The sequence below is a fragment of the Mycobacterium sp. E3198 genome (assembly GCF_001667015.1).
In the GTDB taxonomy this organism is placed as follows: Bacteria; Actinomycetota; Actinomycetes; order Mycobacteriales; family Mycobacteriaceae; genus Mycobacterium.
This window is the reverse complement of sequence record NZ_LZIS01000028.1, coordinates 20,603-35,096: the sequence shown is the minus strand read 5'-3', so window position 1 is coordinate 35,096 and position 14,494 is coordinate 20,603. Positions and strand designations below refer to the sequence as shown.

Below are 14,494 nucleotides of genomic sequence, written 5' to 3'. Positions count from 1 at the left end.
GTGGACAAGCAAGATCTGCAATGGATGATCTCCGTCGATGACCACATCATCGAGCCGCCCAACCTGTGGGTCGACCGCGCATCGGCCGCCGACCGCGATCGGGTGCCACACGTCGAGCGCATCGACGGTGTCGACACGTGGATCTACGACCAAGCGCGCGCGTCGGTGATGGGCATCCTGGTCGCGGCGCACCAAAGGCCGGCCGAGTATTCCCCGCTGCCAGTGAATTACGACGAGATGCCCCGCGCATACTTCGACCCGGTGGCCCGCATCCCCGACATGGACGAGGATCACGTGATCGCCGGATTGAACTTTCCGTTCTTCCCCCGGTTCTGCGGTCAGATGTTCGCCCACCTCGGTGACCGCGACCTGGCAATCAAGTGCGTGCGCGCCTACAACGACTTCGTCATCGACGAGTGGTGCGCGGCGGCGCCCGGTCGCTACATCCCGATGGTCATCGTTCCGCTGTGGGATACCCGACTGGCCGTCGAGGAGACGCTACGCTGCGCCGGCAAGGGCGCCAAAGCCATTGCCTTCTCCGAAAACATGCACCCGCTGGGATTTCCGTCGATCCATTCGGGAGCGTGGGACGATTTCTTCGCGGTCGCGAACGAGACGAAGATGCCGCTGTGCACACATATCGGTTCGTCGTCCGTCAGCCCGACCACATCACCCGACGCACCTTTCGGGGTTCAGGCGGTCAACATCAACCTCAATCTGGCGAATTCGACTACCGACTGGCTGTTCTCGGGCAAGCTGCAGAAGTATCCCGATCTGAAGATCGTGCTGGCCGAGGGCGGCATCGGCTGGATTCCCTACCTCATCGAGCGCGCCGAACATGTCGCCGCCGACTACCAATACCTGCGCGCCAATAACTGGGCGGTTGACCCGGCCACGATGCGCTTGACCCCCGTGCCCACCGACCCCGAGATCTTCCCGGAGTCTCCACGCCAGCTCTTCCGCGACCACATGTACGGCTGCTTCATCGAGGACGACTTCGGGGCGGCGAACCTCGACTTCATCGGCGTCGAAAATGTGATGATCGAAACGGATTATCCGCACACCGACAGCCTCTGGCCCAACTCGCTTCAGGCCGCTCACAAGGCACTCGACGGCCGGTCCGACCTCGACAAGTACAAAGTGCTGCAGGGCAACGCCCGCCGGGTCTTCGACTTCGAGCCCGCCCCGTATCCGACGCTGACGTAATCCACGGCCGACGGATACGTTTGATGCGGGAGTACCAGAGCTTCATCGACGGTCAGTGGTTGAGCGACAACGCCGTCGGCACCATCGATGTCATCGACCCGTCCAATGAGGAGTTGATCGGCCGAGTCGTCGACGGGGGACCGAAGCAGGCGGCCATGGCGATCGCCGCCGCTCGACGGGCTTTCGACGACGGGCCGTGGCCGTGGATGTCCGTCCGGGAACGGGCAAAGATCATCAAGCGGTTCGCCAAGATCCTCGACGAGCGCAAAGCGGAACTGCGTGAGCTCGTCGTCGCCGAGATCGGCTCGACCGGCTTCATCACCGACCTGATTCAGGTTGGCGGTGCCATCGAGGCCGCGCACTATTACGGCGAGTTCGTCGAACACGATGTGACGTGGGTGGAAACGCCGGGCGGGCCCATGGTTTCACCGACCGGCCTGGGCGGCGTCACCGTCGTCCGGGAACCGGTCGGGGTGGTCGGAATCATCACCCCGTTCAACTTTCCTTTCTCGATCAACATTCAGAAGTGCCTGGCCGCTTTGGCGGTCGGCTGCAGCGTGGTGCTCAAGCCCCACCCGTGGACCCCCATGAACGCCTTGGAGCTGGCCAAGGTCGGTGAGGAAGCGGGCCTCCCGCCGGGAGTGTTCAACGTGGTCGCGGGCGGTGCCGACGTGGGGGAGGAGCTGTCTACCCACCGGGGCGTCGACATGATCGGGTTCACCGGTTCGACGGCGACCGGTCGACGCATCCGCGAACTATCGGCGGCCACCATGAAACGCGCACAGCTGGAACTAGGCGGCAAGAGCGCGCACATCGTGCTGGACGATGTCACCGAAAGTGACGTCGCCGGAATAGGATTCGGGCAAGTGCTGATGCATGCCGGACAAGCATGCACCGTCACGTCGCGACTTCTGTTGCCCGAGCGTCTGCTCGACGCGTATGTCGAGGGCCTCAAAGCCATGGTTCCCATGATCACGGTCGGGGACCCGCGTGATCCCACCACGGTCGTCGGGCCGCTGATCAGGGATCAGCAGCGACAGCGAGTTGAGTCGTTCGTTCAGTCGGGTCTGCAAGAAGGCGCGCGGTTGGTGGCCGGCGGCAAACGCCCCGAACATCTCGCACGCGGCTTCTACTACGAACCGACGGCGTTTGTCGACTGCCGCAACGACATGCGCCTATGTCAGGAGGAGGTGTTCGGGCCCGTGCTGGCGGTGATCACCTATCGCTCCGAAGACGAAGCGATCCGCATCGCGAACGACTCCATCTACGGTCTGGCGGGTCTGGTGATGACCCGCAACCCCGCGAGGGGATTCAACGTCGCCAGGCAGATCCGAACCGGCACCGTCATGGTGCAGACTGTCGCACCCGGGGCCGACCTCGGAGCCAACCGAGGTGACGGGCAGGGTCCCGGCTGGTCTCTGCCTGCGCGCGGGATGTTCAACGGCGGGGGGCCGTTCGGCGGCTTCAAGCAAAGTGGACTTGGCCGTGAGCAGGGGCGCTGGGGCTTCGAGGAATACACCGAGCTCAAATCGATCACCATGATGTAGCGGCGAAAGGTCGCGTGATGGAACTTCTCAAGGACGTTCGAGTCCTCGAGGTGTCACTCTTCTCCACGGACGCACTGGGCGGGCACCTGGCCGACCTCGGCGCAGAGGTCATCAAGGTGGAGCCGCCTGGCGGCGGTGGGTTTCGCGGTTCGGCGGTTTCGGGCGGCGAGCTGCAGGACTGGCACTGGAACCGCGGCAAGAAGAGCGTGGCGATCAACTTGAAAACGGCTGAGGGGCAAGAAGCGTTTCGCCGCCTGGCCGCGACATCGGCAGTGGTGATCGACGGCCTGCGTTACGGAGCGGCGCACCGGCTCGGGTTCGGCTACGACGACATCGTCGCCGCCAACCCGACGGTTGTCTACTGCGTGCTCAATGGCATGGGCAGCTACGGGCCCTACACCCGATTACCCACACACGGGCTGTCCTTCGACTGTTTCGCCGGCTTGAGTCCGCCGATCATCGAAGCGGATGGAACGCCACGCCTTTCGGGTGCGGCGACAGGAACGACCGGGGTGCTGTCGGGACCGCTGTACGCAGCGGTGGGTGTACTCGCCGCGCTGCACGCCGCCGAGCGCGACCGCCAGCCGCAGTACATCGAAGTGGCGCAGGTCGATGCGGCGATCAACTGGAACTTTCAGCACCTCACGGCGTTGGCGAACGGTCAACCGTCCTACGGGGAGGGAATCCGCGCCTCGCTTCGCTACCAGTACTACGAAACGAGCGACGGCAACTACGTGGTGTTCAACGCCCTGGAGGACAAGTTCTGGCTCAGATTCTGCGAGTCACTCGACAGGATGGATCTCTACGAACCGGGGCGCCAGAAGCCGGGAGAGGATGTTGAGGCAGAGGCTCGGCTGCGCAACGAGTTGACGGCGATCTTCAAGGCCCGCACTCGCAGGGAATGGACCGACTTCTTTATCGCGACCGATATCGCGGGTGCGCCAGCGTTTTTGGGCGCCGATCTGTTCGACGACGACCACACGAAGGCTCGCCGACTTGTCTATGAGCAAGCACAGCCTGACGGGACCTCGAAGAGAATGGTCGGCACGTGCATCAAGACCAAACCCGACGACGGATTCGCACCGCCGGGAGCGCCGCACGTCGGGCAGCATACGGAAGAGGTGCTCACCCGCCTGGCGGGCTACGACGCGGCCGGAATTGAGCGGCTCCGTTCGACTGGCGCGATCTGAACATGTTCGCGCTCATCCGATGCTAGTTAACCGTGGCCGAGCGGCGATATCGGGTCGTGTTGCCGGTGATCAGCGGCGAATTATCGATTTCGCTCGCTGGGTTAAGCGACGGCGAATTAGATGCGCAGCACTGAACCCAGGGCCGACAGAGGGATATGAACTTGGACGGTCCCCCCGTCCATGTACCACTGCATCGTTCCTGGCGTGAAGTTGATCGGCTCGTCGTGACCGACGGGGTAGTCCGGCATGTAAAGAATCAGTTCGTCAGGAGTTAGCGCCCATGCCTTGTATGCGCCGGAGTAGACCTTGTCGGGAGTCCAGCGGTCGATGACGAACGGGTAGGTTCCCGGGTCGTGTGGTGGCGGCGCTTGATTGAGCGCAGTTTCGATGAAGGGCTGAGCCAACGGGGGAATGGCAGTCAACGGAGTTGATGTCGTCAGATCCGCCAGCTGCAGTCGCCTGCCGCTCGTCATGTCGAACGTGAAGGTGCGGTAGGCGTTGTTGGGCTTTGGTCCGTCGGCGTGGTAATCCTCGTGGAAGACCGCGCTGAGCAGGTTGCCGTGCGAGAAGATTTCGTAGTTCTCCTCGCCGTAGCTGTCGGCGGCCATGTGCGCGTTGGCGTTTCGCCAATTGCTGACTAGGGTGCGCAGGTAGTCGCGCACCACCCCACGTGTCGTCGGGTTGTCTACGAGGTCCCCGGGCACGGCGACTTTGATGTTGCGCACAGCGTTGCGCTCCGAGGTCACCGTAGTATGGCAGTATTGCCCGTCCCAGTCGCCGCCCAGCTCGCCGCAGAACGACGGCGCCGACGCTCGCGCGGTCGCCGTCCCCGGGATCCCCGTAGTCGCAACCAAGATCACCGTTGCCAAGAGCCGCCGCATCACAGCAACTGCACCTTGCTGGCACGCCAGCGACCGTCGACCTTTTCCATGGTGATCTTGATCCTGCTGCGGTCGATGCGCGGATCAGGTGCTGCAGTGTTGGTGACAGTCTGGTCGATAAACACCAGCACGACAACCTTGTTGGTGGACGCCGTTTGAATCGCGGAGTCCACTACCACCCCGTGTGCGGTGGCCTTGTTATCGATCAGCAGTTGTCGAAGCTGCACGCTGGACTGGGTGTACATGTCCTTGAACTCACCGGTCGCTCCGTCGAGTACCTGCCGGAAGTTCTGGTCGACGTTGTTGGAGTCGATACTGGTCAGCACCTGGGCGTAGGCGATGGCCGCTTGCTGGGCCTGCTGGCCCGCGAGCGTTACCTGATGCTCTTGCCACTGCCTCCAACCGAGAAAGCCCGAAACAGTAAGTGATGCAACAAGCAACAACGGCATGATGCCGCGGCGCAGAGACCGCCTCCACGGTCGGTGACGGAGCTTGACTCGGTCGGTCTTGCCGCCCTTCCCCGTCAACCGCAGGTCGTCGTCTTCTTCGTCTTCCTCACCCCCATCGACGGCCTCAGTCTCTGCGGAGGCTTCGTCTTCGGCGCCGGTTTCTACGCCGGCAACGTCGGGTTCTTCGACCTCCTCGACCTCAGTGGCGAGTTTTTTGTCAGTTGTTACGGCCATGATCATCTCCCTCGGGGTGGATGTGTTGAGGTCTTAATGCGGCGGTTCGATCGGCAGCGCCGGCCCACCGTACGGAGTGGGAATTGTGTAGCGACCCCGTGGTATTGGGTCGGTCCTGCGCCCCAGGTCCGCACCCGGGGGCGGGCCTGCCGTGTCGTCGCCTCCGGGCCGCGGCGCATTCTTGGCCCCCCGGATCGAGACGGCGGGGTCGTCGTCGCGGCAGTAGGTGTACATGAACGGCTCGTAGTAGTCGGCCGCCGATGACGCATGCGCCGGTGTCCCGTAGTCGCAGACGTAGCGGGGGTAAAGATCGGCTGTGGCCCAGACGCCGTGGTCGTGGAAGGCGCTGGCCACCGCATCCAACACCGAACCGCGGTAGTCGGGGAACAGCGCGTTGAGCGCCGGCACCCGCAGGTACATGAGCTGGGAAACGGTGGCCATGCTGCCTAGCAGCTGCACCATGGTGTCGGAGTTGTCGGCGAACAAGTTGTCGACGGCCGAAAGCGTGTGCGGCGTCTCGGCTGTCAAGCTGCGGTAGCCGCCCTCCATCCGGGCCACCCCGGCCAGCGTCCGATCGAGTTCTTTGGTGGTGGCGGCCAAACCGGTGTTCTTGTCGGCCGCGAGCGTGAGCACCACCCGGCTGGTCTTGATGATGCTGGTGGTTTGGGGCAGCACCGAGTCGAGCGTCGAGAGCAGGAACGTGCCGCCGTCGACGATGGCCGCCAGCTTCGCCGGGCCCTCTTTGCTCAGGCTCAGTTCCTTCTTGATCAACTCGATCTTGCGTGGGTCGACCTGCGCCAGCAGTCCGTCGGCGTCGCCGAGCAACTGCGCCAAACTGACCGGGACCGTGGTCCGGTCCAGGCCGATGAGACTGCCTTCGTGCAAGTAAGGTCCGGCGTTGGATTCGGCTTCGAAGTTGATGTATTGCTCGCCTGCCGGCGAGAGCGCCGACACATGTACGACCGCGCTCGCTGGGATTCTCACCTTCGACGAGATGCTGGCGACGGCATTCACACCCCGGTTGGTGATCTGCAGCGACTTGACCCGTCCGATCCGCACCCCGCGCAACGCGACGTCTTGGTTGGGCAGCAGGCCACCAGATTCCGGCAATTGAACGGTGACCTCGTACGAGGATGCGAACGGCGTCACCCGCAGCGCTCCGACCAACAGATAGGCGGTGGCCACAACCAGGGTGAGCACCAAACCCGCCACCGACAGCCACACCTGTTGTCTATGACCTGTCCGCACCGCACGGACGACGAAGTTCGCTATCGCGGCGATCACGGCGGAGTTCCCGGTGGTTGTGGGCCTGGCGGCGGCCCGGGCGCGACATCGATTTGGCCCGGGATGCTCGGGTCCGGGATGACGGGCACCTGCGGAGAGTTCGGGCCCCTGCCGACGACGCGTTCCTGCAGGCGCCACAAAGTGTACTTGAGGGTGCCGACGAGCAGGTTCACGTTGTAGTGGTGCGGTCCGTGCAGACCGATGTCACCGGGGAACCCGATGTCGGGGAGCGATCCGAGCATGATCTTATCGACGCTCACGTTCACCGAGATCGAGTTTCCCGCTGTGGATTTGACCAACGGGGGAATGAGCCGGTTCAAGGCCAGCCAGCTGGTATCCGGGCTCACCGCAACGTCATTGGCCGCCCCGGCGACCGCGTTGAGGTCGCGGATGATGCTTCTGCCACTGGTGTCGGTTCCCCCGAGCGACGGGAACCTCGCCAACAGCCGGGTGGTGTCGCCGACTTGTGTGACCAGCTCTGAAAGCTGTCGTGTGTTATCCGCCAGCGCCGAGGTGGCAGGGTTCGCGGCCGCCATCAGTTCGGTGATGCTGCGGTTCTTTTCGTCCAGTCGATCTGCGAGACGGGACAATTCGGTCAGCGCGCTCGAGATCTGGTCCGATCGCGAGTCGAGGGTACCGACGAGTTGGTTCGACTTGCGGATGAGGTCGCCGAATGCTTGGCCCTGATCGCCGGTCGCCTTGCCGAAACCGTTGATGAGGTGGGTGAGGTTGCGCACTGCGCCGCCGTTCACCAGGATCGCCGCCGAGCTGAGCACCGACTCGACCGTCGCGGCCGCAGCCGTCGAATCCAAGCCGATGGTGTCGCCGTCCTTCAACATCGCTATGGTCGCATCGGGATCGGCGGGCGGCTTGACCGAAACGAACACATCGCCCAGCGGTGTCGCGGTGCGCAACTCGGCGGTGCTACCCCGCGGCAGCAGGACGCCGTTCCTGATCCGCAGCGTGGTCACCGCGGTGTAGTTGCGCGCGACCATCGATTCGACCTGGCCGACGTCGGCTCCGGCCAGTTTCACCTTCGCGTTCATCGGAAGGTTAAGTGCGTTGGAGAACACCGCGTTCAAGGTGTATCCCCCCGACCCCAACCCGGGCGCCGGGAGCGGGAGGCTGGCGAGGCCGTTCGTGGCGCATCCGCCGCTGACGATCGCCGCGGCGACGATCGCGGCGGCTGCTTTCGAGCGTCCGGCGATCATTTCTGCCCCATCGCCGCCAGGCCGTCCAGCACATATGTCAATCCGAAATCCGGTCCGAAATCCTGGATGGTCCCGGTGCTGCAGCCGAGTTGTCGAAGGCCCATCAGGTTGCAGATCTCTTTGGTGTATTGGCTGTCGAAAAGCAATCGATCCGTCAGGAAGCGCGCGCGCACGCTGCCGTTTGCCCGGTCGATCATGTTGTAGGCGTTGTCGGCCACCAGCGGAGCTACGTCCAGAAGTTCAGCGAGGTCGCGCCGCTTGTCGGTGACCGTTTTCAGCGTGGTATTGCCTTTGAGCAAGGCATCTTTGATTGCTTCGCGGTTGGTGTCGAGCAGGTCGCCGGCCCGTTGGACCAGCTGGTCGAGTTTGCGGCCTGTGTTCCCGCTACCGATGTCCTCGTCGGCCATGATCTCACTGACTTGGTGGATGGTGGAGGCAAACTCGCGCAGTTTGGCGTCATTGGCGGCCGCGGCGTCGAACAGGGTGCTGATGTTCTTGACGATCGTGGTGATCTGCTCACGGGTCGCTGCGCCGCCGTCACTACTCAGGCGCAGCGCCTTCGACAGCTCGTTGAGCGCGCCCTTGATTCTTCCGCCGTTGCCGTCCACCACGTCGGTCCCGTTATTGAGGACGTCGGCGACGGGACCGCCGCCGTGACCGTCGCCTTCGAGCGACTTGGTCACCTTATCGAGAACGGCCAGCACGCGGCTGAATTCGACGGGCGTTTTGGTTCGGGTTAAGCCGATGGTGTCGTGGTCTTCCATGACCGGACCGCCGCGGTAGGGCGGGGTGAGTTCGATCTGGCGGTCGGTGAGGATGGATGTCGATATCGTGACGGCGTCGGCGTCCGCGGGAACTTTGACATCGCGTGCGATGGTGAACTGAACTTCGACATAGCCGCCCTTCGCAGTGATCTTGGTAATCTTGCCGACCGGCATTCCCAGAACTGCCACCACGTTGCCCTCGTACAGGCCTGAGGCGCTGTCGAATTGGGCTGTCACAGTGATCGCGTCTTCGTCAGAGCCCAGGTACCACCACCCAACCCCGACGGCCGCAACCACCAACGCCACGATGGCGACGATAACCACCATCCGAGCGCCGAACTTGCCGCCGACGGCTTTCACTTGCAGTCCTTGAAGTACTGGATCATGCCGAACTGCTTGGCGCGCCCGCTGATTGCGCACATCCACGAGTCGATGGCCGGGACGTTGGGGGCGTTGAAGTTGATCGCGTTGCCGTCACCCGTGAGGTTGGCTGCCTCGCGGAAGAAGATCGGTGAGATCTGCAGCATGCTGGCCAGTAGGTCGTCGTGTTCGGCCATCAGGCCCGTGAAGTCACGCATGTCGTTGATCAGCGTGTCCAGGCCGGAGCGGTCGTTGACCACGAGCTGGCTCATGGTGTCGACGAGACTCGTCAGGGATCGCATCATCGCGTGGAAAATGGCGCGCCGCGCGACAAATTGGCCCAGCAGATCCTGCGCCTGGTTGATCAGGTTGCCGACGTTCGCTTGCTGGCGGCGCAGGGTGTTGGTGACCTGCTGCGTGCTTTTCAGGAGGGAGCCCAATTGGTCGCGCCGTACAGCGATGATCGACGACAACGAATTGATGTTGTTCATCGCCTGCGGCACGATTGAGGGCAACCCCTGCAGTTGCTTGCCGAGCACGGCAAGAGATTGCGCAAATCTGTCAGAATCGACTTGCGCGAAAGTCGTTGTGGCGTCCTGTAATGCGGCCTGTAGGTCGTAGGGAACCTCGGTGTGCGACAGATCGAAGGTGTTGTTGGGCAGCGACGCCGGGCCGTCGGGCTGCAGCGCAAGGTAACGCGAGCCCAGGATGGTGGTGACCTTGATCGAAGCCTTGGAGTCTTTGCCCAGTACGACACTGTTGCGGATCTTCAGGCCCGCTTCGACGTGGTCGCCGACGAGTTTCATGCTGGTCACGTTGCCCACCGGGATACCCGCAACCGCGATCGGGTTTCCGGGGCGCAGCGAGGCCGCCTGCAGAAACTCGGCGGTGTAGTGCCGGTAGCCGACGCCGGCCGCGTGGACCGCGAGCATCGTCCCGATCACAACTGCCACGACCGCGGCGGCGATAAACCCGAGCCATGTCTTGTTGTAACTCTCCAGCGGACGCCTCTTCAGACGCGCGAGGCGCTGCGATGTCGCTGTGTCAGCCATCGGCGGTGCTCCTACATCTTGGGGAGTGCCATGCTGTGTTTCCGGGCGTGGCGGCGGCGATGATGATCGGCACGACGTCGTTCAGGCCGGGGAAGAACCCCATGAAGTTCACGTCGCAGACGTAGGCGTTGCCGTACGCGCCCTGGTTGCCGACCCGAGTGAGGCCCTTGAGCAGCAGCGGGATGTTGTCGCCGAAGAACGCCACCTGCGGTTCGACGTCCATCAGGTGCCTCGCGACACCCGGCCTGCGGTCTATGAATTCACGAAGTGCCGGGTACACGTCTTGGGCGGAGGCCGAAAGCCGGCCCAGCACCCGCGCCAGCTCACCCACCGAGGACTGCAACTGCGGGCGACGCTGATCGAGTGTGGCTACCACGTCACGGGCCTGGGTGATGACGGCGTCGAGGTTGTCGTTTTGTGCTGCGAGGTTGCCCACCACCTTGTTGAGATTGGTGATCACGTCGCCGAGCGCCTGGTCTCGTCCCGCGAATGTCTCTGTCAGCGTGGATGTCTGGCTGACCAGCGTCGCAAGCGATGATGTATCGCCTTGCAGTGACTGGATGATGCCCTTGGTGAGGTTGTCGGCGTCGCGCGGGTTCAACAGGCTGAACAGCGGTTCATAGCCGTTGAGAAGCGCGGTGACATCGAACGACGGGTCGGTGCGTTCAAGCGGGATGACACTTCCGGCCGGAAGCTGATCCCGAGTGCCGTCGTTGCCCAAAGACAATCCGAGGTAACGCTGCCCAACGATATTTTGGTACGTCACGGAGGCGAGTGTGTTCCCGTATAAACGCTGCTCCTGCTGCACCACGAACGAGACTTTCGCCAGTTTTCCGTCGAGTTCGATCTTTTCGACCCGGCCGACCCGCACGCCGGCCATGCGCACGTCATCGCCCTCCCGAAGCCCGTACACATCGGTGAACAGCGCGGAATACGGCGCCGTCTTGCCGGCCACGTCACGCCGCAAGCTGACGTATACCAGCCACGTCAGGATCAACGCGACGACCATGAACAAAGTGAGGCCGACGAGCGGGCCGCGAAACCTCATTTGGGCCCCTCCTTCGAAGGTGAGTGCTTCACCGACACGGTTGTGCCTCGCGCGACCGGGCCCAGCAGCAGCTCGGTGGCGGGGGTGACGACCTGCCCGGTGATCACGGACAGCACGTTGCGTTCGTATTGGCTGCCGATGGGCCCGACGTTGCCGCCGAACGACGCTTGCGGAATCCACGGCGCCTTCGGCGCCACCGGTGCGACCCACGGTTCATGCGGTTGCGGTGTCGCGGGCGCCCCCGGGTTCGGATTATCGGGATTCGCGCTGCCCGGCACGGGCGGCGACGGCGGAAGCCACGCGGGTAGAGGCGGATTGGGGTCGGTCAAGTTGGGCGGCCCGTTGACCAGCGGGGGACCGACGGCTACGAGGTTTCCGTCCGGACCGATCACGGTGCCGGGCGGGGGCGCCAGATCCTTGGGCGGCTGATAGTTCTGCGGCAGAAGCACGTCGGGCAGATCCGGCCGCACCGGAACCAGTGGTGCGGTGAAGCAACTGGGCCCCTTCAGGTCACCGTAGTGGGGACAGTCCGCACGCGTATAGGTGGAACTCGGGGTGAACGTCAGCATCGCGCGCATGTTGCCGAGGTTTTGCCGCGGGTTCCAGACCTCTTCCATGAATTTGTCGGCCAGGTTGTCCAGTTTGGTAACTGCGGGCACAAAGTTGTTGGACTTTTGCGCCAGCACACCCAGGACGGGGGTGAAATCGGTCGTGATCTTGATGAGCTGGTCAATGTGGTTGTTGAGCGACTGGTCGGTGGTGCCCACGGTGTGATCGGCCCCGGACAGCAGTGTGGCCAGTTGTCCTCGGGTCTCGGCGAAGGTCTGCATCGGCGCGACGGCTCGATGCAGGGCGTCGAGAAGATCGGGGGCTGTGGACGCAAGCCCCTGGGTCGCCGCGACGAGCGCCGATACCGTTGAGGGACCGGCATCGGTGCTCACAATCGAATTAAGCTGATCGAGAAGGTGATTCAGCTGCGCCCCCGCGTTCAGCAGGGTGACGCGGCGATGGTCGGTGGCCGCCCCGAGCGCGGCCAGGATGCCCACCGTCCTGTCGTCTCTGCCGCGCCCGGCTGCGACGAGCAGGTCGCGCAGCTTGCTGACGGTGGTTTGAAACAACACGGTCGGCAGCCGGGTGTCTTCGGGAATGTGTGCGCCGGCATGGATAGCCGCTCCGGGACCCTCACCCACCAGTTGGACCGACGAGACCGCGAACACGTTACTGGGCACCACGCGCGCGGTCACCGCAGCCGGAATCGAGTTGGCGTATTCGGGTTTGAGGTCGATGTGAACGTAGTTGGGTTTTCCGTTGGCCGCGGGAACGACGCCGTTGACCATTCCGACGAGCACCCCGTGGTATTTGACGTCGGATTTCTCGGGAAGCCCGTCGCCCACGTTGACCAAGTCGGCGACCACGCGCACGTAGTGATTCAGCCGGCCCGTGGACTTGGCCAGCATCCCCGCGGTGAGCAGGGCCGCCACGACCAGAACGGCGACTCCGCAGCCGAGCATCTGTCGGACCGAAGGGCCACGTCCGTCCAGCTCAAAAGAATTCGGCATCAACCACCGAACCTTGCGCCGGCGTCGACTCCCCACAGCGCCATGGTGAGCAGCATGTTGACCATGATCACGACGGTGATGCTGGCGCGCATGCCGTGTCCCGCGGCCACTCCGACGCCCTCAGGGCCCCCGCTGGCGTAATAGCCGTAGTAACACTGGATGGTGGAGGCGATCCACACGAAGATGACGGCCTTGATCAACGAATAGACGATGTCCTTGCCGGCCAGCATGAGCGTGAAGTAGTGCAGATAGGACCCGGTGGAGCCACCGCTGCTGATCGCCACCACCACCTGGGTGGTCAGGTAGCCGATCGCCAGGCAGGCGGCGTAGAGCGGTACGGTCGCGACTACCGAGGCAATCAACCGGGTAGTCACCAGGTACGGAATCGGGCGAATCGCAATCGATTCCATTGCGTCGATCTCCTCGGCGATCCGCATCGAACCCAACTGTGCGGTAAACCGGCAGCCGCCCTGCATCGCAAACGCCAGCGAGGCCATCAGCGGTGCCAACTCGCGGGTGTTGACCAGCGACGAGATGAAGCCAGTTGCGGGACCCAGGCCCAGCAGGTCCAGGAAGTTGTATCCCTCGATGCCGACCAGAGCGCCGACGGTCATGCCCAGGACCACGGCCACCCCGGCGGTGCCGCCGCCCACCACGATCGAGCCGTTGCCCCAGGTGATGTTCGACAACAGTCGCAGAAATTCGCCGTTGTATTGGCGCAACGCGATCGGCACCCCGGCGAGCGCCCGGACGAAAAAGACAAGCATGTGGCCGAGTCGAATGATCGGCTTGGTTGTTCTGAGATAGAGCCGAGCCAACGGGGTGGTGATCGGAGCCAGTGGTAGATAACGAGAGGCGGTCATCGTCACAGCCCCGTCCTGGGCACCAACATGATGTAGAGCTGGCTGATGACGACGTTGACGATCATCAGAATCAGAATCGCTTCCACGACGGCCGCGTTCACGGAGTTCGCCACGCCCGTCGGTCCGCCCTTGGTGGACAACCCTTTTTGGGCTGATACGACCGCGACAATGGCGCCGAAGGTGATCGCCTTGCCCAGCGCCAGGATCATGTCGTCGGTTGTCGCGAACGATGCGAACGTCGCGACGAAGCTGCCCGGCGCGCCGTTTTGGAAGTAGACGTTGAACATGTAACTCGCAAAGAAACCGACGAAGCATACGACTCCGGTGAGCGCGACGCCGATCATGATCGCGGCGGCAAAACGCGGCACCACCAAGCGACGGATGACCGAGACGCCCATCACCTCCATCGCGTCGGTCTCTTCGCGCATGGTTCGCGAGCCCAGGTCGGCGGTGATCGCCGACCCGACGGCCGACGCCATCAGAACCGCAGCCACCAACGACGCGCCCTGACGAATGACCGCGAGTCCGCTGGCCGCGCCGGCCAATGAGGTGGCGCCGACTTGACCGGCCAGCAGCGCGAACTGAATCGACAATGTGACGCTGATCGGCAGGGACACCAGGATCGTCGGCAACACCGCTGTGCCCGCCATGAATGCGCCCTGCCGGACGAACTCCTGCCATTGGAACCGCCCGGTGACCAGGTCCAAGAAGAAGTACTGAACGGTGCGCACGCCGAGGACGAACTGTTCACCGACCGTCGTGAGCGAGGCGAGTGGATGACGCTTGACGTACCCGACGGACCAGTCTTGTATCGCGACGACGCCATCGTGTTGTGGCGTCATCGCA

Annotated in this window: 13 protein-coding genes; 3 read left to right on the top strand and 10 right to left on the bottom strand. The window is 63.5% G+C overall.

Annotation, left to right across the window (positions count from 1 at the left end):
- The 3 genes from A5673_RS04335 to A5673_RS04325 are packed head-to-tail and all read left to right on the top strand — an operon-like array spanning position 1 to position 3,943.
- Positions 1–1,206, top strand: coding sequence for an amidohydrolase family protein (locus A5673_RS04335; protein WP_082958535.1), 1,206 nt, complete (start codon positions 1–3; stop codon positions 1,204–1,206).
- 23 nt (positions 1,207–1,229) lie between these two features.
- Positions 1,230–2,753, top strand: coding sequence for an aldehyde dehydrogenase family protein (locus tag A5673_RS04330; RefSeq protein ID WP_068227440.1), 1,524 nt, complete (start codon positions 1,230–1,232; stop codon positions 2,751–2,753).
- A gap of 17 nt (positions 2,754–2,770) precedes the next feature.
- Positions 2,771–3,943 carry a CaiB/BaiF CoA-transferase family protein gene (locus tag A5673_RS04325; RefSeq protein ID WP_068227438.1) on the top strand — a complete coding sequence of 391 codons (1,173 nt, stop codon included), beginning with the start codon at positions 2,771–2,773 and terminating at the stop codon, positions 3,941–3,943.
- Positions 3,944–4,059: 116 nt separating this feature from the next.
- Here A5673_RS04325 and A5673_RS04320 read toward each other — a convergent pair whose 3' ends face one another.
- Genes A5673_RS04320 through A5673_RS04275 form a run of 10 tightly spaced genes read right to left on the bottom strand, consistent with a single transcriptional unit; the run spans position 4,060 to position 14,490 of the window.
- On the bottom strand, positions 4,060–4,827 hold the full coding sequence (locus A5673_RS04320) for a mannan-binding family protein (RefSeq protein WP_082958534.1): 768 nt from the start codon (positions 4,825–4,827) through the stop codon (positions 4,060–4,062).
- A complete protein-coding gene (locus A5673_RS04315) occupies positions 4,824–5,513 on the bottom strand; it encodes a hypothetical protein (protein ID WP_068227436.1) in 690 nt (229 codons plus the stop codon). The genes A5673_RS04320 and A5673_RS04315 overlap by 4 nt, the downstream gene beginning before the upstream one ends.
- A gap of 27 nt (positions 5,514–5,540) precedes the next feature.
- Positions 5,541–6,791 (bottom strand): MlaD family protein, encoded by a 1,251-nt coding sequence (locus A5673_RS04310; RefSeq protein WP_068227434.1) that lies wholly within the window; start codon positions 6,789–6,791, stop codon positions 5,541–5,543.
- The gene (locus A5673_RS04305) at positions 6,788–8,002 is read right to left on the bottom strand and encodes an MlaD family protein (protein ID WP_068227432.1); all 1,215 of its coding nucleotides are present in this window, start codon (positions 8,000–8,002) and stop codon (positions 6,788–6,790) included. Before A5673_RS04305 ends, A5673_RS04310 begins: the two co-directional genes overlap by 4 nt.
- Complete coding sequence (locus A5673_RS04300; RefSeq protein ID WP_068227502.1) at positions 7,999–9,093, bottom strand: MCE family protein; 1,095 nt, start codon at positions 9,091–9,093, stop codon at positions 7,999–8,001. Before A5673_RS04300 ends, A5673_RS04305 begins: the two co-directional genes overlap by 4 nt.
- Before the next feature lie 29 nt (positions 9,094–9,122).
- On the bottom strand, positions 9,123–10,178 hold the full coding sequence (locus tag A5673_RS04295) for an MCE family protein (protein WP_068227430.1): 1,056 nt from the start codon (positions 10,176–10,178) through the stop codon (positions 9,123–9,125).
- Positions 10,171–11,226 carry an MCE family protein gene (locus A5673_RS04290; protein WP_068227428.1) on the bottom strand — a complete coding sequence of 352 codons (1,056 nt, stop codon included), beginning with the start codon at positions 11,224–11,226 and terminating at the stop codon, positions 10,171–10,173. Before A5673_RS04290 ends, A5673_RS04295 begins: the two co-directional genes overlap by 8 nt.
- Complete coding sequence (locus A5673_RS04285) at positions 11,223–12,785, bottom strand: MlaD family protein (RefSeq protein WP_068227426.1); 1,563 nt, start codon at positions 12,783–12,785, stop codon at positions 11,223–11,225. Before A5673_RS04285 ends, A5673_RS04290 begins: the two co-directional genes overlap by 4 nt.
- The gene (locus tag A5673_RS04280) at positions 12,785–13,648 is read right to left on the bottom strand and encodes an ABC transporter permease (RefSeq protein WP_067324078.1); all 864 of its coding nucleotides are present in this window, start codon (positions 13,646–13,648) and stop codon (positions 12,785–12,787) included. Before A5673_RS04280 ends, A5673_RS04285 begins: the two co-directional genes overlap by 1 nt.
- Before the next feature lie 2 nt (positions 13,649–13,650).
- Positions 13,651–14,490 carry an ABC transporter permease gene (locus tag A5673_RS04275; RefSeq protein ID WP_068227425.1) on the bottom strand — a complete coding sequence of 280 codons (840 nt, stop codon included), beginning with the start codon at positions 14,488–14,490 and terminating at the stop codon, positions 13,651–13,653.
- Between the last annotated feature and the right edge of the window lie 4 nt (positions 14,491–14,494).